This is a genomic window from Stenotrophomonas sp. SMYL8, from assembly GCF_036320065.1.
Lineage (GTDB): Bacteria > Pseudomonadota > Gammaproteobacteria > Xanthomonadales > Xanthomonadaceae > Stenotrophomonas > Stenotrophomonas maltophilia_A.
Genome location: NZ_JAWIRR010000001.1, coordinates 99,402 through 116,757 on the forward strand (window position 1 = coordinate 99,402; position 17,356 = coordinate 116,757).

Sequence of the window (17,356 nt, forward strand, 5' to 3'; positions counted from 1 at the left end):
CCGCTTTTACAGAAGCCGGCGCGAAGCGACCGGCGGTGGCTCTGGGCTTTGTTCTTTGAAAAAAAAAAGGCCCCCTCGCGGGGGCCCCAAAGGACATGGACTGATCTTACAGGCTGGTGGAGCGCCAGAGCTTGCCTGCGATGCCACCCACGATCAGCGCCACGGGCATGAGCGCCGTCAGAGCCATCGGGGGCACGGAGGTGAAGAAGTTTCGCTCGCCCTCTTCCAGGCCCGGGTAGAGCAGGCCCACGGCAACGCTGACCAGCTGCAGGGCAACGACGAAGAGCAAGCCCACCAGGGCGCCCTTTCCAAAGCCACCTTTGCGCGGCGAAACCGGGAGCCCGCAGGCCCTTGCCGCGCGCACGCGGGCCGCGCGCCAGTTCAACACGTAGAGCAGGAGCAGCAAGAGCAGCACGGCTGCCCCACCAGCGGCCGCCAGGCCGGCCTCCCAGCCGTAGCCCATGTTCTCGCCGATCTCTTGGGCTCCGGCAAGAAACAGCAGGCCTGCACCACCGAGGATGACGGTGCCCGGTGCCAGCAAGCCCCACTGCATGTGACCGCCGGGGGTGTGGTGAGCGTTGTAAGACATGGGACCTCCTTGAAGTGGTGTTCCCTCAATGCATAGCGCGATTCCGCGCCTTGGCAAGGTCAGCCCTTCTTCTGGGCTCCGACCGGCACCCAGCCTGTGGGTTGCTTCTCAAAGATGAAGTCGTAAGCCGACGGCACGGGAACGGGATCGGGCTTCAACTGCTGCCCGCCCTGGAACCCGACCACGTCCAGCGTTCCACCGGTCACGCACGTGGCCCGCTGGGGACCACTGGAGGTGCAATCCGCGGTGAGGTCTTTCCAACCCCAAACCTCGATTCGTTGGCCCATTTCGCTGGAAAGGTTGGCGTTGGCATGCGCCTCGTAAGCGTGGGCGACTTGTTCGATGGTGGGCAAATCCGCCTTGCTGCTGCAGGCGGCCAAGCCTGCGGTGATCAGGGCGAGGGAAACGTGGGTTGCTTTCATGCCGGTGCTCCTTGCGTATGGGTTAAATCAACGTCGATGGTTTCGTCGCGGTATCCGAGCCGAACCCTCTCTATCGTCACGTCCATCTTCGGCACCGTGCCCTCCACCCAGACCCGGTTGACGGAGAACACCACCAGATCGTCTCGGTAGCTGCGACCTTGTCGCGCCAAGTTGGCGGCCTCTTGGGCGCCCACTCGGATGAGCAGGTGGAAGCGGCCGGCGTTGGGTGGGCTGGACACCCCCGTGGAGGTGCGGTGAACCCACGGCACAAAGCCCTTGCCGGTGACGCTTTGTCCCGCCGCGGACACCTGAGACATCGGGATGAATCCTTCCAGCACGCCACGGTCGGCCCGATAGGCGACATCGCCCAGGGCTTGGAACGTGGGACGAACGGCAAACCGTCGGATGGCCTTGAAGCGCTGCAGGCGCGCGTCGAAAGCCGGGCCATAACGGCGCTCGATGGCAGCCGGATCATCGCCTGAGATGCCGTTGGCGCCCTGGGCCTTCGTGTCCATCAGCCACCATTGCCTCAGGCACCATTGGCGCTTGTCGGCGTCGATGCGATAGGACGAATGGGCCATGGCGAGCAGCTGCATGTCGCAAGTGTCCACGCCGCCACCACCCACAGCCGTCACCCCGGCCCGCAGGTGCTGAGCCCCTTCCAAGACGTCCTGATCCAGGTCCCAGTAGGTCCCGGTCGGCTCGACGTAAGGGCTCCTTGCCCTATCACTGACCACCTTGGGCGTGCCTTGGATGGCTCGGCCGATCTGGCGAAGCAGATCCGATTCGGCCCGGGCCTGCTCAGCGGTGCACCAAAAGATTGCAACAGCCCCCGCTACGCACAGCATCTTCTTCATGCTCCTACCCCTGTCGGATGCACGTTCCTATTTGCCATTTTGGCAAATGCAAGCGATGCTTGGAAGCATCACACTGGCGGGCCGATCCATGCGTTCAGCTTCGACCGATGCCAGCCCCGCTTCCTGTGTCCACTACCTACGGCCGCCGCCTCCGTGAGGCTCGCCTGGCCCGAGGGCTGAGCCAGGCGGATCTCGGGGCGGTTTTGGGATTGGAAGACCAGAACTCTGCGGCACCGCGCATTTCTCGCTATGAGAGAGGGGAGCGCATGCCCGACGAAGCAACCATGGAACGCTTGGCCGAAGAACTGGGACTGCCAGTGGCCTATTTCCACGCCGCGTCCGACGTGCTGGCGGAAGTGATCTTGGTGGTCTCCCGGCTCCCACCCGAACGCCAGCGTGAATTGCTGGCGCGGGTGAGAACCTACGCGGAATCTTTAGAGCTTTCGGAACGGGAAACCAAGTCGTAGTCCTGTCCCCGCCAGGGGTCGATCAGGGCTGTTGGACGACTGCCCTTTACTTCTTACCGTAGATTTCCCAGAGTTCCTCGCCGACCTTCAGAGTGCCCTTTGCCCAATCTGGCAACAGGTCACCCAAAGCCTCACGGAAGCTTCCAGAAATTGAGTGCGTGGCGTCGCCCGCTCGCTTCCCTGGCCCAATCCACCGGCGAATCCATTCTTTCCTGCGGTTAGTCTCGCTAGGCGGAGAGGAGCCAACAGCTCTGAGAGCATGGCGCTGCAACGCGATAACAGCGTCTACCTCTGCATAAAGCGCCCTAGCGAGCTCTGGAGCATCTCGTCTGCCCTCCAGTGCAGTCACCATGGCGCGAATGAAGTTATCGGAAAGAAGTGCAATCTCGGTTGCCTCCACCCACACGTGCCCATAGCGCTGAACGTCGTCCGACCTAAGGTTCAGCCCAAGCCGCGACAACTGCACCCCGTTTCGAAAAAGTTCCTCAAGCTTTTCCTCCCAGCTCATTTCCTCAAGCGGTGTTGTGCTTGCTTCTTCGCTCATGACCGTCCTTTCCTTGGGTGGTGGATCGTTATACCAATCGGCCGGAGGCACGGGTAGCTTGAGCATCCCATCGCGTTAGGGCCGCTGCTTAAAGCGGAAGCCACGTCTCCACGCCGCAGCTAGCTCTCATGGCGGCGCTGAAGCGGCGAATTCTGCGACGTCCTTGGGTGTCAACGGCCAACAGCGCAATAATCGGTCCTATTGACACCGATTTTTACAAACCTCAAAATCGGTCCCGTTAAGACCATTTTCCGAGATGAGGCCATGCAGACAACAGTCACCACGTCGCGCGCAGCGGCAATCATAGGCATTGGATATGAGGGACTTCGGAGCTACCTAAAGCGAGGACTGCTGGGTAAAAGTGGACTGATGCCCCCATTGGTTTCGAAGGATTCGCCTGCCCCAGACCAGAGTGCGGTTCGCGCCTCTTGGAAGCGCTTTGGATTCACAGACCTCTGCCTCATGCGTTTGGCAAAACAGCTGGTGGACATGGGACTGAGCTTTGATCAGGCCAACTCCATCGTTTCGAACGAAGAAATGCGTGCGCTTTTCAGCGAAGGCAGTGCCACCACAGACGCCGTGGTCATGTGCTGGCCACCTTTTCAGGAATACATGGTCTTCGTGGGTGAGGAACGACGATACCTAGCCGATCACTTGGCACAGGCAAACGGAACTGCTCTTGTGATCGAACTGAAGGCTATTGCCCAGACCGTCACGTCGAAGCTCAAGGAAATCCGGAATGAGGGGGTTTCGGCTCTTTAAGGCGTATGGCCTGCGCTCTCCACCTGTTGTCCGTCAACGATTGTGACAGCAGCACGCGAACGAGTTCGCTGACGTGCATTCCCTCCCGGTCAGCCACCTGCTCCAACAGGTCTTTCAGCTCCTGTGGCACGCGAACGGCCATCTGCACGTAAGGTGGCCGGCTCACGTGGACAGCCTCGCCAGGGTGAGCACCCACGCCAGCACTAGCCCAGCCAGGATTTGGGCACGCAAGCGGTAACGCACACGAAGCGCCCCGCTGGCGTGCCGTGCATTGACCCAGAAGATGCCAGCCAGGCCCAACACGGTGGCCAGGAACGCTGCAGCCAGGACGGCGGCCAACACCGCGCCCACGGTGGTCATGCCAGCGCCCCTGCCATGGTGGCCAGGACGAACCACTGTCCAGCGATGAGGCCGTAGCCGATGAGCAATCCCTCCAAGCCCGCCCAGCGTTGGCCGGGGGTGCGCAGCAGCGCCGCGCTGTCGTTGAGCAAGGACCACCCGGAGAGGATGGACAGCCACTCAAAATCAATGGTCATAGCGGTCATAGATCGAGCCCTCCCCTCCAGCGGAATTGATGGTGGAGGGCAACATGACCTCCTCGTTTTTCACGCGTCCGAACACGCTGGCAAACACGTCCATCAGCGAGGTGCTTTGGGCCGCGTCCCGTTCGGCCTGGCGCGCATACTCGTCCAACCCAGACGGGACAACCTGGCGTGCGCCGTTGACGGCGCCGCGCAACCCGCTGGCGTTGGGCATGCTCGCCCCAAAGGTGCGGTTCCACGTGTCGGAAAACCGGTCCAAGCCGTCCATGCCCATAAACAGCAATCGCGCCAGCACCAGGACAACCACGGCGTTGACGACAAGCCGCGTCGTCAGTCTGAATCCAATGAACATCTTCCCCCCTTTCGTTTCGTTGGTCGGTGTCAGACGCACGCATCGCGAACGCCATACGTTTGGGATACACCGGCACGCGAAACCCACAAGGGGGTTATTTTGACTAAAGCTAAAAATTGGGAGAAAAGCCCAATCACGCTGCAGGCGCGGCTGCACTTGCCCGTCAGCCGGCGCTCGACTGGGGCATTGCGTTGAACGGTCCGAGTGACCAAATTGGCAGGGCTAAATCGGGCCCAAGTCTTTGACCACCGCCTGGCCAGGCTTCAAAAAGCCCAATAGCAACCGTCCGCCGGCGACGGTCCGCCCCATGCTGGCGTTGAGGTATCGAGCCTGGAGCTGCGCTGCCACCAGCAGGTCCTGGGTGGCCATGCTGGCGATCGCCGGGCTCACGGCCTGCTGCTGTACAGTTCAGACGCAGATGCATGGTTGTTCGATCAAGGCTTGCAAGCCAGTGGAGCTGGGGCTGAAGTTCATGGAAAGCTTGCCGATAAACCTGTAACAAGGTAAATGAGGCGAGAAGCCAAGCGAAGCGATGGCGCGTTTCAGATCGGGGGTTGCTTTGAGCGTTCGAGAAAATCGGCTTCGCTACGTCTTGACCGTAATAGGAGCCACGGCGGCGTGCGTCTTGGCGATGCTCGCGGTCGCCCAAGCCATCCTCTACGTGCGTGACAAGGAAGGGGCGGAGGCAGTGGCGGAAGCCGCGGTGACGCGCTCGGAGGCTTTATCCCTTGCAAGGCGCGTCGCGGCCGAACAAGCCTCTCGCATTGGACAGCCGCCTTGCTCCGCCACCGACATTGACTCACTGAAAGAGATCGCGTTCCGCTCCAGCTACATGAACGACATCGGTCGCATCCGAGACGGACGCCTTGTCTGCAGCGCTCTCTGGGGGCGCTCGCGCCCCTACACCCTCCCCGCCCCACGCTTCTCCAGCGGCGCTGTCCGGCTTTGGCACGCATCGGATCTCGTTGGCTCCCCCTACACCGGGTCCAATCTGATCGCCCAAGGCGACACATTCACCGTGTCCTCCCCGTCTGCCTTCGAGAGCTTGGACCCTGCGCGCAGCAGCTCCATCAGCATCGAAACGAAGGACCGATCGTTTACATTCCGCACCTTGTCCCCGACCAGCCGCGTCGGCACCCCGTCTCTCGTCCAAGCTCAACATTGCAGCCGGGTGGCCGACGTTTGCGCGTTCGTTACCAGCCCTAGGCACGTGGTGTCCGAACTGCCCTCGGCGTTGCTCACCACCATCCTGTCAGCGGGTGCCTCGGTAGGGCTTTTGCTCGCGTTCTTGCTGATCAAACACCAAATCACGGCTCGGCAAACCATCCAGCAACGGTTGGTGCTTGCACTGAAGCGCAGCGAGATCGAACTGGCCTACCAGCCACTGCGTCGAATTGGCACGCGGGAGCTCGTGGGATTTGAAGCGCTCAGCCGCTGGCGCCCGCCGGGAGACGATGAAATCCCGCCGGCCATCTTCGTGCCCATCGCCCACCGATTCGGCCTGAGTCCTGATCTTTTTCGATACGTGCTGGCCCGTGCCATGAATGATCTCGCCCCCGCGCTGAGGGAGCATAGGAACCTCTACGTAAGCATCAATGCCGAGCCCGTGGACATGGCCCAAGAGTGCGTCGTTCGCTACATCGGCAGCGTCACCAACGATTTTGGCGTGTTGCCAGAGCAAATTCGCATCGAGATCACCGAGCGGGAAGAACTCGTGTCCGCTGCCGCAAAGAGCAACATGCAGGCCCTCTCAGTTCTGGGATACCGGTTCTTGATCGACGACTTCGGGACCGGCAGCGCCAACTTCTCCCGCCTCGCCCAATCGCCGTTTCGAGGAATCAAGATCGATCGCATGTTCGTGGCCGCTATCAACGAGGACTCCCCCCTGCGGCCCGTTTTGCCAGGGATGTATCGCATCGCACGTGAGCTTGGGCTGGATGTCATCGCAGAAGGCGTCGAATCAGAGGCGCAAGATTTGCTGCTCTACCGGATTGCTCCAGAGGCTATTGGCCAAGGGTGGCACTATGGCTGCCCTCTCTCAACCAAAGACGCGCTTGCCGCCATCCAAGTTGGGTAGCCCTCGCGCACGGGTCGACCCGAGCGCGTTCACTGGCGCTTGACGTTCGCCCTAGCAAGATGTCCGTGCGTCCGATGGACGCGACAATCGTGAAAATCTCCGCTATGGCGCTGACCCCAGTTGGCGCCGCCGAACCCAACGGGGTGACTCCCCCTCCCCTAGGTGACGCCCCGGCAGTTCAGGGCATCGTCGTGATCGGCCCCCCTAGCAGGCGGCCTCTTTAGGGCAACGCGCGACACACACCCTCAGCAGTGGTCCGCAACCGACTGGCCGCCGGTCTGGCCTTTTGCTGGTTAACGAACTGGCTCAGCGCTTTCCAACAGCGCCGCTCGGTTACTTCCCTGTGCCTAAGGCTGTCGCCGTGCAGCCCGCCTCTTTATCATGCTCCTGCGACGGCAATAGAGGGATCGGACAGCGGTATCTGGCGTGCGGACTGCGCGGACGACCCCGTAGATGAATTCTTCAGAATCCAATTGTCTCATCTGGTTCCGGTGGGGTTGTCGCGGTGCATCATATGCATTCCGCTCTGTTCAGCTTTTTGTTCATCTTCATGCCCAACATTGGACGTTTCTTCATCGATCAGGTTGAGGGTGTGCGGCGGGCCGACGGCTCGCTCTTGCAGGTCACGCGGATCAGTTGCGCTTGTCTGGAATGCGGCCGCCAACTGCGATTGGTTCCAGGGCATGGCCTGCTGGACTTGGACGGCGCCGCCGTGCTCACTTGCCCGCTCTGTGACAACCGCTAGGCGGTGGCACGCGCGAGGTTGGAAAAGCTTTGCCCCCAACCTAACCACCCGCGCATGGCGAGTCTTGATTGAAGAGTGGACCGCTGTGTGCTGGCCCGAAAGGGCCGATTGACGGTGCAGTCAAGCGGAACGCTCACCGGTTTCCAACGCTTGAGCTTGGGGCCACCCTGCTGCCAGACCGCGATTCGGTGGCCAGCCAATGGAGGAGGGGTATGCACAAGGCTGAGACGGAGGCGTTGGTCAAGTTGGAGCTCCGCCTGAGCGAGTGCGAGAGGCGCCTGCCCAACGCTGAGGGCGAAACCAATGCCTTGGAGTATGCGGTCAGGGCTTTGGTGGCCAGTTCTGCCAATCCCACCGCGGTGCGCCTTGCATGGGCCCACCTGATGCCCATGATCGTCGACATCCATGTGCCTCCCCAGCCAACGCTCCAATGCGGACTTTCTGCTTGGCTTGCGTCATGGACTGAGGTCCGTGGCCGAGCAAATCGACGCTTTGCCCTGCCCCCTAGAGACCTCCCAGATCGAGAACGGTTGCTTGGCCCTTTGAGAGAATTGCTGCCAACAGACGACCGCCCGCTAATGGCCGCTCGCTGTCGCCGTTGAGGTAAGCGGCTTGCAAGCGTCCTGCTGCCATCAACTCCGCCCGTCCCATGCCTGCTGGCTGATTCCGCAAGGGCTCTCCTGGCGACGCCAAGCCTCCCACCAGCGCTTGGACCACGGCGGGACGGCCATCTTCGGACTTTGCATAAGCGGTGGCAACCATGCGCTGGGCGTGCGCCGACCAGCCGCCCAAAACCAACTCGGTGTGCATAGCGCTGATGGGTATGCCAGCGGCTGCCGCCGCGCTCACGTAGTTTGGCCAGAGGCGATCAATCACGCCGCCAAGCTCGCCGGACAGCCGCTCTATCGTGAAGTCTGCTCGAAAACTGGCTTGGAGACAGAGCTCGTAGATTCTTAGGAAGAACTGGGCCGACCCACGCGTGGCCAAGACGGCGTTGTGCTGAGGCAGCAGAAGCAACTTGGCGCCCTCTGAGTGCGCCCCGGTTTGAGCATCTTGCGCAAGGGTATCGACGGTCACAGCCAAGTGATCGGCACTCAGCAACACGTTCAAAATGCTCATCTGCCGTCCTTGGGATCCATTCCGTCGATTGAACCTTCCAACGCCAATTCAGCCATAGGGGTTGTTGAGAATCTCAGACGCAATCCGCTCTCCCGCGTCCAACGCATGGAGGCACGACGACGCTTTGATGCTCAAATCCGAGCGCCCTCCCACGCCGTGGACCTCGACAGCGAGAAGAACCCAACGGCTTTCACTGAGCCGCCAGATCTCGGAGGTGTAAACGTGCTCTCCCACCGACAAGGTGACCCGTTCTAAATCTTTGCCCGGCTTGGAAGTACCCATGGCCCTCGAACCCTGACTGTTCAAAAGCAGTGTGCACGCGAACGCCGCTGGCCTCAACTGATCGCCTTCCTGCGACGCGGGGAGTCACACTCAAGCGAAATGCCCCCCGATGGATCAGACCCAGTCCTCATTGGATGCCGGCGATGTGACCGTGACCTGCCCAACCTGGGGTGGCCGTCATGGCGTTGAAAGGGCGGGACATAGTGAGGGGGCCGCGCCCACCGCGTTCGGGGCATCTCCGGCCGACTCCACCGCTGAAATGGGCCCGATCTGCAGCAGAGCCAAGGCCGCCAAGCACGCCTGCCGACTGGCGAACGTCTCCCGGGGAGCCATCAAAACATGCCCGCGTGGCGCCACCAGCCGCCAGCGCCAACCTTCCGCCCCGGTGATCCCGGCCCAAAATCCCACCCGGTGGTATACCTCAACGTACATAGCTGCCTTGCGTGATCAATCTGCGATGCTAGCGCGATCGAACCGAGCTCGGCCTATCTTCCGGCCGGGCGTTTAACTCGTCTTTTGAACAACGCGCTCAGGCGTGCGTCGCTAGAGCCTGCTCCGGCCCCGGGACGCCCCGGCTCACAGGCTCATCCAGCAGGTTTGAGCCCCCAGGACGTCCGGGAAGAGACCGCAACAATTGACTCACCCTGTGGACGCTTCCTCCCCTACCCCCCTCCGCACCCAGCACGTAGAGAACCCGCCCCTCAAACTGGGCGGATACCAGCTCAAGCCCCTCCACGTCTGCCAACTTCTTCGTCAGAAGAGCTCGCCACGACGCGGGCGGTTCGGATTCAAATTCGACGATCACCGCGGTATCACCGCACTCCAGCGGCATGATTTCGACGCGAAGGGCGTGGGGCGACGCTGCCGGCAAATCGGGGGCGGATCGGGCCATAGTGGGAGTGTCCAGGCGGGAGGGGTGGGGATTGAGTATCCAGCCCTCGCGGCAAAACCGCGTCAAGGCGCGACGGCGCCCTCGCCTTCCCGTGATTGCCGTCATCACAGGGATGCACCAGCGCTTTACTCCCAGTCCTGCATGATTCCTCGAATTTTTGATCAACCAGGTTTGCTATGACTGCCTCTCGTACCCTCGCATCCTTCTTGTAGAGCACGACGTCGCCATCCGCGAATCGATGCAGGACGTTCTCAAAGACAGCGGCTATGACATCACTGCGGTCGGAGACGCTGAAGCGGCTGTGGAGCGCTTGGCGCAGCAACCCGCCTTCGATCTCCTCATCTCCGACGTGGGCCTGCCGGGGATGAACGGGCACGATCTCGCCAAGCACGCCATGGCACGCCACCCTTCCGTGACGGTCCTGCTGGTCACCGGTCACGGGGGCGTTCCCGGCGCAGACCCACACTTCCTCGAAAACGACGTTATGCTGCTCAAGGAGCTTTCACGCTGCTGGAGTTGCTGGGAACGGTTCGTTCGACGCTTTGACGGCTTCCAGCAACAACTCGGTCACTCTTCTTTCCAACTCCCCCGCGGCGAACGGCTTGGTGAGTATCTCCATGCCAGACTCAAGCTGGCCGGCTCCTACCGCGACGCTTGCTGCATAGCCGGTGATGAATAACACCGGCGTGTCGGACGGCGCTGCCGGCCCGCGTCCGCCACCTGCCGCCCATTGAGCGAGCCCGTCAGGCCCACGTCCGTAATCAGCAAATCAAAGTGCTTTTCGCTGGCATGCACAGTGAGGGCGTCGCTGCCGTTTGCAGCCGCCTTCACGCGGTGGCCCAAACTGCTCAGCACCTCTTTCACCAGCGTGCGCATGGCGGTCTCGTCTTCTACCAGAAGGACCGAGCGACCAGGCGACGTGGCTGGGGGAAGCGCGGGCGTTTCCTGGATTCGGTCATCGGTATCAGCCGTGCTTTGCGGCAAATAAAGGTGCATCGTGGTTCCCACCCCAGGGATGGAGTCAACCGCCACCTGACCGCCGGATTGGCGCGTGAATACGTAGATCGGCAAGCCCCACCCCGTGCCCTACCCGATCGGCTTGGTCGTGAAGAAGGGCTCGAACACCTTTTCAACAACGCTCGCGTCCATGCCGGTTCCCGTGTCTCGGACCGACAAGCGAACATAGGGTCCAGGCGTCAGCACCAAACGCTCCGCCAGTCCGCCATCGACGTGTGAGAGCTCGGCCTCAATCGAGATGCGCCCTCCATCCGGCGTCGCATCGCGCTCGTTGATGCAAAGGTTGAGAAGGGCGTTTTCCAGCTGCGGAGCATCCACCCGCACGACGTCCTCCACTTGATCCGACCGCGTCTCGATCTCAATGGAGGGCCCGATGGAGCGGGCCAGGATGTGGAGCGTCCTGTTCACCATGGCCGACACGTGGATGGCCGACGGTGCCAACGTCTGCCGGCGAAAGAACGCCAACAGTCGTTGGGTTAACGCTGCAGCTCGGTCGGCCCCCGTTCGAGCCATCTCCACGTAGCGACCCAGGTCCTCCAAACGGCCTTGGCCAACGCGCATCTCCAACAGCTCCAAGCCCATGGAGACCCCGGTGAGCATGTTGTTGAAGTCGTGGGCAATGCCGCTGGCCAGTTGGCCGGGGGACTCCATCTTCTGGCCCTGTCTCAGCCGTTCCTCCATCGCCATCAGTTCGTCAGTGCCGGCCTGCACCCGCTCTTCAAGCGTTGCGGTCAACTGCTGCAAACGCTCTTGAGCCACGCGGCGATCGGTGATGCCGGAGGCTGCACCGAACCACTCGCTCACGTTGCCTTCGCTGTCCATCAACGGGACTGCCCGCAACTGTATCCAGCGGACGGAGCCGTCTGGCAACAAGGCGCGGTGTTCTACCTCCAACGGCGACGCCAACTCCGCGGCATGAGCAATGGCCAATTCCACCGCGGGCCTGTCCTCGGGGTGGATCAGCTGTTGACGCCAGTTGCCCCCAGTGGCCTTGAGCTCGGCCATGTCCCCTTGGCGATAAATCTGCTCCTGCTGCCAATCGGGGGAGATTGAGTAACGCGACTGGGTGGCCGCGGCCACAAATGCCCCCAGGGGCCGCTCGCTTGCGCCTAGGATTGGCACAATTGGCGCAATGGAAGCGTGCTGGCCTTGCGTTGAGCCTTTCCATCAACCTCTCCGCTCGGAATGTCGCGCGGCAAGGAATGGCCGATGAACTCGTGGCCAAAATCCACGCGCAGGGGTTGGATTGCCAGGACGTGGAGGTCGAGATCACCGAGGGAGAATGGCTGCGGGTCAACTCGCTGCCGGGCGAGCAACTCAAGCGGATGGCCTCGTCAGGCATTCGGCTCGGGGTGGATGACTTCGGCAGCGGCTACAGCAATTTCGGGTACCTGACCGAGTTGCCCATTCACACGCTCAAGCTCGACAAGTCGCTGATAGACGATATTTCCGAAGACCAACGCGCATTGCTCAAGGTCCAAGCGATCGTCGGTCTGGCCCATGATCTGGGCTACTCGACCGTCGCTGAAGGAGCCGAGACGAACGGTCAGGTCGCCAAGCTCCAAGGCCTTGGGTGTGACGAAATTCAAGGTTTCGCGCTTTCCAGACCCATCAGCGCCATTGAGTTGGCCGAGCTCCTTGCGCCCTGACCCGAGGGAGTTTGATACTCGGTCTTCCAGCCGACGAACCGTCCCGGATGGAAGCACGCGGAAGGATCCTGCAGCGTGCGTATCGCTTTCAGGAAGTCTGCGAGATCGCTGAGGCCGCTGACTGCCTCTGGCCTATTTCAGGACCCTACCCGTGGCTAATACCGGCTTTTATTTTGCTTCGCTTTGTCAATGGAGAACTGACCTCCGACGGCGCTCTGGCGCGTCTGCATGCTGTTGAGGCCACTTGTAGCAGCTGTGGTCTCACCTCGCTGCTAGCACCGGGCGAGGGCCTGACGGACTTGGAAGGCGCCGGTGTGATGGTGTGCCCACACTGCCAGAACCACCAAGCGGTGAGCCGGATGAGGTTGGAAGAGTTCATGAAGCGAATGGCCGGCACGAACGCTACAGCCACCGCTAACCCATCGTCTTCGGACGACGGGCAGGTCTTGTCAGAGTGAGGCCCTTGGCCTGCCAATCTGAACGCCTCGGATTTCTTAGGGCATGAATTGCCACGGTGGACACATTAAGGGCATGATGCGATCGCCCTTTGGTCTTTGCCCACAGAAACCATGACCGTTCCCCTGCCTTATGATCCATTTCTGCAGGCCTCATCAGAGCCATTGCTGGAGCTGGTGATTGTGCGTGTGGGCTGCGATTTGTTCGGTGTGGATGTCGAGTCGGCCGTGGAAATACGCGGACCAGAGACGCTGACCCGAACCCGGGACCGCCAGTTTGTAGTCTCGATCAGAGGGCAAGACGTCCCTGTGGTTGATCTGGGCTTGATCACCGGAGGCGATGCAGTCGGGACGGGTTGTCCAGCAATGCTGTTGGTTCAATCCGCGGTTCAGCTGTTCGCCCTTGCAGTGGACGAAGTCTTGGTCATCGAGAGCCTGTCTGCCTGGCGTGCCGAGCCTGCCGCTCACAGCGACCGATTCGCTGAGCTCTGCCCGCAGGGCGTGCAGCTGGGAAACGGCAAACGCGTCGCCGTCATTGACCCTGGTCGTGCCCTATCCATTCAGCAACGGCTGGAGATCGATTCAGGTTGATTGCCCAATGCTGCACGGTGCTGCCGCTTTCAGTTGCAACCGATTCGCGCGCGTTCCAAGTTCCACGCTTTGCGGTAATCTCTGGCTGACACCGCGATTCCGTGCATGAGGCGCTCGATGGAGAAATTCGACGGAGCAACGTGGTTCCCACTGGACAGGTTTGAAGTCGGCATTGACGCCGAAACAGCAGTGGTTGCACTCGGGCTTTACCAAGTTCGCAACGCGGCCGGTGACTCGACCATGTGCGGCTCGACGATGACTCCGACGCAAGCGGAGCGAACTGGCAATGCCCTTTTGATCGCCGCCAACCGTGCTCGCCTGACGATCCCGGGCTCAAGCAGCAGCCACTGATCCTCTTCTGTGTTGATGTGCCTGCTCGCGGAGGGCTTGGTGAACGACGAGGTCAGGGACGCATTTTTGCGTCTTCAAGAAGCAATGAATCGCATGCATATACGTGTTGCGGCGCTGGAAGCGGCCACAGTGCTCCTGCTTCGCACGAACGCCGGCAACGCCAACGTCGCAGACGAGTTTGAGCGCAGCATTCGGCACTACCTCCAAGGGATGGACCAGCACCGGGACCATGTCTTCGCGTTCGAGGAGATCGTCGAGCCATGGCTGGGCATCCTGAGGGAACCATTGGCTGGCATTCCCCCGTCTCCGAGCCGCTGAACTGCCAAAGCGGAGCGGCCATCGGGCGGCCGTAACCTCGGCCAATGCCATTGCCGCCTCGCCGCCTCACGGCGCAAGGCGCCGAGCTTTCGGCGCGCTTGCGGGTCTGAGGCCGCCATCCAGGCGGCCTCACCCACGGTGACTTCAGCGGCAACTTCGGTCAACCATGCCCTGCGAGCGACCATGCGTTCGCACTGGCCTTGGAAGGGCGGTTAGAACTCCTGCCAGTGCGCTGCGTCCGCAGATACCTGCCGTGCGGGACGAGCTGGCAATGCCTTCGGCGGGGTTGGCTTGCCCGCGTAGGCGGTTTGAGAAAGGCGGGAGCCGTCCACAGCACCTGGCTTGGTCAAGCTTGCACTGGCCGTGGCTGGCGTCTTTCCCTGCGCGCGTTCATTCACCTTGAAGACCGCGACGGCGGTTGCCAGCTGTACCGACTGGTCTTCCATGGATCGGGCAGCGGCGGTCGCTTCTTCCACCAACGCGGCGTTCTGCTGGGTCGTTTCGTCCATCTGAGAAACAGCCTGGTTCACTTGCTCGATGCCCGACGCCTGCTCCTGAGAGGCGGCAGATATCTCACCAATGACGTTGGACACGCGCTCAACCGAGCTGACAATCTCAGACATCGTCTGGCCAGCCTGGTCAACCAGCGCCGATCCTTGAGCGACCTTGGCCACAGAGTCCTCGATTAGCCCCTTGATCTCCTTGGCTGCAGAGGCAGAGCACTGTGCCAACGTGCGCACCTCGGAGGCCACCACGGCGAACCCTCGACCCTGGTCCCCGGCTCGAGCCGCCTCCACGGCCGCATTGAGTGCGAGGATGTTGGTCTGGAAAGCAATGCCATCGATCACGGAGATGATGTCCCCGATGCGGCGCGACGAGGCTTCGATACCCCCCATCGTCTCCACTACTTTCCCGACCACTCCACCGCCCTGCCCGGCCACGCGCGAGGCCCCACTCTGGCCAACTCGCTGGCCTGGCGTGCATGCTCGGCGTTTTGGCGCACGGTGGAGGTAAGCTCCTCCATGGACGCCGCCGTCTCTTCCAAGTTGGCCGCTTGTTGTTCGGTGCGTCGCGACAAGTCGCCATTGCCCGCGGCAATTTCCGTCGACGCGGTATTGATTGCCGTGGATGCCTGCTGGATGCGGGAGACGATATCGGTCAGCTGAGCCACGGTCGCGTTAGCGTCTTCGCTCATCGTCGCAAAGACGCCGCGGAAGTCGCCTTCCATGCGGTGGGTCAAGTCGCCAGAGGCAATGGCCTGAAGCAAGGTGGAGACGGCGCTGAGGCTGTGGTCAGCTGTCTCCATCAGACGGTTGAGGTCCGAAACCATCAATTCAAAGTCGTGCTGGAACGCAGACGTGTTACCGCGGGCGGAGAAGTCGCCGTCGGCAGCCGACACTGCCAACCGCTTGATCTCCGTGTTGATCGCCAGCAGACTTGCTTTGGCAGCGTCCATCGATTCGTGGAGCACGCCCGGGAGCCGGGCAGGCGTCGCGCGTCACGCCGCAGGTCACCGGCCGCATACTCGTTGAGCACTTGGATGGCATCCAGGATGGCCTCAAGGTGCTCGAACACCATTGTGTTCATGCCCTTGGCCAGCTCGCCGTAGACACCGGGCAGGTCCTCCGGAATCCGGTGCGAGATGTCTTCGGCCTCGTGAAGCTTGACCATGACCTTGGTGTCGTTCGAAAAACGCTCCAAGGTGGCAACCATTTGACGGAGGGAGAGCAGCATCTGGCGCGCCTCATCGCGGCTCTGGTAGTCGGTTCGCACGTTGAGGTCGCCATTGGCCACGCTGCGGATAGCGGGCAACGCCTCACCAATGGGCCGGGTGACCGAACGGCTGATCGCCCACCCCAGCACGCTTGCGACCAAGTACAGCACCGCCAAGACCAAGCCTGTGATCGACATCAGGTTGTTGAGGCTTGCTGCGTTGGTTGCGAGTTCAGCCTTCATGCCGCGAAGGTTGTATTCGCTGACTTTCTCCATGGCGTCGAACAGCGCCACGCGCTTTGCCCTGGATTCTGTCACCGAGATCGTCTGCGCGGCCTCGGCATCGCCAGCGAGGAGCGCAGCGTGAAGCTGATCGTGGATGACAAAGTAATCGCTCAACGCAGCGCTGACCGGCTTGAACAACGCGGCATCTTCGCCATCGGCGAAGGACCGCAGGTATTGCTTCACCAGCTCGTTGATCTTGGCCTTGCCCGCCACGATCCGCTGTTCGTATTGCTTGACGGCCTCAGCGGAAGTGGCTTCGCTGACCTGGGAGGTTTCGTAGATGCGGAGATCGCCGAACTGCGCACGCATCTCTCCGATGGCATAGCTGCCAGGCGCCCAGACGGACTCAATCCTGGACAACTCCTGCTTCGAATGTGACGCGCGGACAATAGTGAAGATGCCCAACGCCAAGGTCATGCTGGTCGTTATGGCGAATGCCAGCATCAGTTTTTTGGAGATGCTTCCGACGTGGCTTCTTCGGCGCACAGGAAGAACACGGCGTCGCCGTGGCTTGAAGCACTCAACGCGCTATGAATGGAGATAAGCGCGGCGAAAGGAGACCTGACGAAGGCCTCCTGGTAACTGTGGCCTTTGATCTCGCTCGCCGTGGCCAACAGCGCGCTTGGCCTGCTCCGCTCGATCAGAAAGCGGCCGATTGCTGGAGTCGGGAAATCCAATGGCGAACGACGTATTCAGGAGCCAGTTCTTGAACGCTGTCTGCAGGACAACGATCTGGTCGCCGTCTTGAAAGTGACGGTGCTGAACGACAGTGCTTCTGATGATGCAAGTAGCGCGCATTGATGGGCAGCAGCGACGTTCGCTTCCAGCGTATCCACTGTAAAGAGGAAGGCTTGCGGTCCAATGCACTCCAAAGGGCGGATGCATGTTGCCAGTCAGCTAGCGCACGTGCGCGCCTGCCGGTTCGCCTCTGCAATCTTTGCCAAGCGCCTCGATCCAGGAAGCGATCTGTTTGACGCCGTAGGGCTTGGACAAAACACCCCGATCCCGGTGCCGGCTGATCACATCGTTCGGATGAAGCGTGGAGGTAAAGAAGACAGCGATGCCATCGCGCCGAAGTTCGTCTGCCAACTTGTATGCACTGCGCCGGGCGTCAGGGCTGGCGGGCACATCCAGAATGACGACGTCGACGTGCCCCGCTTGCGCTGCGCGCAAGGCTCCTGAGCTGAATTCCAAGCATTCGACGTCATAGCCGAGCTCTCTTAGTTCGACTCCAACCACCTCACAGATGGAGGTTTCAATGTCCACGAAGAGAACGTTCATGTGGATTGCCGTTCCACAAGGTCGGGTCAAATTTTCCACACGGTCA

General features: G+C 61.4%; 23 protein-coding genes and 1 pseudogene. 9 read left to right on the forward strand and 15 right to left on the reverse strand.

What is annotated here, in order from left to right; all coding sequences use genetic code 11:
* Positions 1-106: 106 nt before the first annotated feature.
* Genes V3B25_RS00540 through V3B25_RS00550 form a run of 3 tightly spaced genes read right to left on the reverse strand, consistent with a single transcriptional unit; the run spans position 107 to position 1,868 of the window.
* Positions 107-589 (reverse strand): hypothetical protein, encoded by a 483-nt coding sequence (locus V3B25_RS00540; RefSeq protein WP_049400428.1) that lies wholly within the window; start codon positions 587-589, stop codon positions 107-109.
* A 59-nt stretch (positions 590-648) separates the two neighbouring features.
* A complete protein-coding gene (locus V3B25_RS00545; RefSeq protein WP_046272117.1) occupies positions 649-1,011 on the reverse strand; it encodes a hypothetical protein in 363 nt (120 codons plus the stop codon).
* Positions 1,008-1,868, reverse strand: coding sequence for a hypothetical protein (locus V3B25_RS00550; protein ID WP_046272118.1), 861 nt, complete (start codon positions 1,866-1,868; stop codon positions 1,008-1,010). Before V3B25_RS00550 ends, V3B25_RS00545 begins: the two co-directional genes overlap by 4 nt.
* A gap of 107 nt (positions 1,869-1,975) precedes the next feature.
* On the opposite strand from V3B25_RS00550, the gene V3B25_RS00555 reads away from it, so the two are divergent.
* Positions 1,976-2,335, forward strand: a complete 360-nt coding sequence (locus V3B25_RS00555; protein ID WP_046272119.1) for a helix-turn-helix transcriptional regulator — start codon at positions 1,976-1,978, stop codon at positions 2,333-2,335.
* A gap of 46 nt (positions 2,336-2,381) precedes the next feature.
* Here the strand turns inward: V3B25_RS00555 and V3B25_RS00560 are convergent, their stop codons facing one another.
* Positions 2,382-2,879 carry a hypothetical protein gene (locus tag V3B25_RS00560; protein WP_046272120.1) on the reverse strand — a complete coding sequence of 166 codons (498 nt, stop codon included), beginning with the start codon at positions 2,877-2,879 and terminating at the stop codon, positions 2,382-2,384.
* A 264-nt stretch (positions 2,880-3,143) separates the two neighbouring features.
* On the opposite strand from V3B25_RS00560, the gene V3B25_RS00565 reads away from it, so the two are divergent.
* Positions 3,144-3,641, forward strand: coding sequence for a hypothetical protein (locus tag V3B25_RS00565; protein ID WP_141098879.1), 498 nt, complete (start codon positions 3,144-3,146; stop codon positions 3,639-3,641).
* 162 nt (positions 3,642-3,803) lie between these two features.
* Here the strand turns inward: V3B25_RS00565 and V3B25_RS00570 are convergent, their stop codons facing one another.
* The 4 genes from V3B25_RS00570 to V3B25_RS00585 form a co-directional block, all read right to left on the reverse strand.
* Positions 3,804-4,001 carry a hypothetical protein gene (locus V3B25_RS00570; RefSeq protein ID WP_046272122.1) on the reverse strand — a complete coding sequence of 66 codons (198 nt, stop codon included), beginning with the start codon at positions 3,999-4,001 and terminating at the stop codon, positions 3,804-3,806.
* Entirely contained in the window at positions 3,998-4,177 is a 180-nt protein-coding gene (locus V3B25_RS00575; RefSeq protein WP_046272123.1) for a hypothetical protein, read from the reverse strand. The genes V3B25_RS00570 and V3B25_RS00575 overlap by 4 nt, the downstream gene beginning before the upstream one ends.
* On the reverse strand, positions 4,167-4,535 hold the full coding sequence (locus tag V3B25_RS00580; protein WP_046272124.1) for a hypothetical protein: 369 nt from the start codon (positions 4,533-4,535) through the stop codon (positions 4,167-4,169). The genes V3B25_RS00575 and V3B25_RS00580 overlap by 11 nt, the downstream gene beginning before the upstream one ends.
* Positions 4,536-4,757: 222 nt before the next feature.
* Complete coding sequence (locus V3B25_RS00585) at positions 4,758-4,925, reverse strand: hypothetical protein (RefSeq protein WP_153643641.1); 168 nt, start codon at positions 4,923-4,925, stop codon at positions 4,758-4,760.
* Between the two features lie 241 nt (positions 4,926-5,166).
* Here V3B25_RS00585 and V3B25_RS00590 point away from each other — a divergent pair, with 241 nt between their 5' ends.
* Entirely contained in the window at positions 5,167-6,612 is a 1,446-nt protein-coding gene (locus tag V3B25_RS00590; RefSeq protein WP_046272226.1) for an EAL domain-containing protein, read from the forward strand.
* Positions 6,613-7,090: 478 nt separating this feature from the next.
* Here the strand turns inward: V3B25_RS00590 and V3B25_RS00595 are convergent, their stop codons facing one another.
* The 3 genes from V3B25_RS00595 to V3B25_RS00605 all read right to left on the reverse strand — a co-directional run bounded on the left by V3B25_RS00595 (position 7,091) and on the right by V3B25_RS00605 (position 8,758).
* The gene (locus V3B25_RS00595) at positions 7,091-7,297 is read right to left on the reverse strand and encodes a hypothetical protein (protein ID WP_153643642.1); all 207 of its coding nucleotides are present in this window, start codon (positions 7,295-7,297) and stop codon (positions 7,091-7,093) included.
* A gap of 564 nt (positions 7,298-7,861) precedes the next feature.
* A complete protein-coding gene (locus tag V3B25_RS00600) occupies positions 7,862-8,476 on the reverse strand; it encodes a hypothetical protein (RefSeq protein ID WP_032971128.1) in 615 nt (204 codons plus the stop codon).
* Positions 8,477-8,524: 48 nt separating this feature from the next.
* A complete protein-coding gene (locus tag V3B25_RS00605) occupies positions 8,525-8,758 on the reverse strand; it encodes a hypothetical protein (RefSeq protein ID WP_106468504.1) in 234 nt (77 codons plus the stop codon).
* 1,049 nt (positions 8,759-9,807) lie between these two features.
* Here V3B25_RS00605 and V3B25_RS00610 point away from each other — a divergent pair.
* The gene (locus V3B25_RS00610; protein ID WP_050559897.1) at positions 9,808-10,329 is read left to right on the forward strand and encodes a response regulator; all 522 of its coding nucleotides are present in this window, start codon (positions 9,808-9,810) and stop codon (positions 10,327-10,329) included.
* Here V3B25_RS00610 and V3B25_RS00615 read toward each other — a convergent pair.
* Positions 10,293-10,721: a response regulator gene (locus V3B25_RS00615; RefSeq protein WP_065427813.1), complete on the reverse strand. Its 429-nt coding sequence runs from the start codon at positions 10,719-10,721 to the stop codon at positions 10,293-10,295. The genes V3B25_RS00610 and V3B25_RS00615 overlap by 37 nt on opposite strands.
* Positions 10,722-10,736: 15 nt before the next feature.
* Positions 10,737-11,672: a PAS domain-containing protein gene (locus V3B25_RS00620; RefSeq protein WP_139338728.1), complete on the reverse strand. Its 936-nt coding sequence runs from the start codon at positions 11,670-11,672 to the stop codon at positions 10,737-10,739.
* Positions 11,673-11,791: 119 nt separating this feature from the next.
* On the opposite strand from V3B25_RS00620, the gene V3B25_RS00625 reads away from it, so the two are divergent.
* The 4 genes from V3B25_RS00625 (at position 11,792) to V3B25_RS00640 (ending at position 14,031) form a co-directional block, all read left to right on the forward strand.
* On the forward strand, positions 11,792-12,316 hold the full coding sequence (locus V3B25_RS00625; protein ID WP_032971133.1) for an EAL domain-containing protein: 525 nt from the start codon (positions 11,792-11,794) through the stop codon (positions 12,314-12,316).
* A gap of 569 nt (positions 12,317-12,885) precedes the next feature.
* Positions 12,886-13,362 carry a chemotaxis protein CheW gene (locus V3B25_RS00630; RefSeq protein ID WP_046272126.1) on the forward strand — a complete coding sequence of 159 codons (477 nt, stop codon included), beginning with the start codon at positions 12,886-12,888 and terminating at the stop codon, positions 13,360-13,362.
* A gap of 117 nt (positions 13,363-13,479) precedes the next feature.
* The gene (locus V3B25_RS00635; RefSeq protein WP_032971135.1) at positions 13,480-13,713 is read left to right on the forward strand and encodes a hypothetical protein; all 234 of its coding nucleotides are present in this window, start codon (positions 13,480-13,482) and stop codon (positions 13,711-13,713) included.
* Positions 13,714-13,752: 39 nt separating this feature from the next.
* Complete coding sequence (locus V3B25_RS00640) at positions 13,753-14,031, forward strand: hypothetical protein (protein ID WP_125892001.1); 279 nt, start codon at positions 13,753-13,755, stop codon at positions 14,029-14,031.
* Between the two features lie 212 nt (positions 14,032-14,243).
* Here V3B25_RS00640 and V3B25_RS00645 read toward each other — a convergent pair.
* A pseudogene (locus V3B25_RS00645) lies at positions 14,244-16,473 on the reverse strand (methyl-accepting chemotaxis protein).
* Between the two features lie 147 nt (positions 16,474-16,620).
* Here V3B25_RS00645 and V3B25_RS00650 point away from each other — a divergent pair.
* Positions 16,621-16,830 carry a hypothetical protein gene (locus V3B25_RS00650; protein ID WP_139338727.1) on the forward strand — a complete coding sequence of 70 codons (210 nt, stop codon included), beginning with the start codon at positions 16,621-16,623 and terminating at the stop codon, positions 16,828-16,830.
* Positions 16,831-16,926: 96 nt separating this feature from the next.
* On the opposite strand, the gene V3B25_RS00655 is transcribed toward V3B25_RS00650, so the two are convergent.
* Positions 16,927-17,310 (reverse strand): response regulator, encoded by a 384-nt coding sequence (locus tag V3B25_RS00655; RefSeq protein WP_032971140.1) that lies wholly within the window; start codon positions 17,308-17,310, stop codon positions 16,927-16,929.
* Between the last annotated feature and the right edge of the window lie 46 nt (positions 17,311-17,356).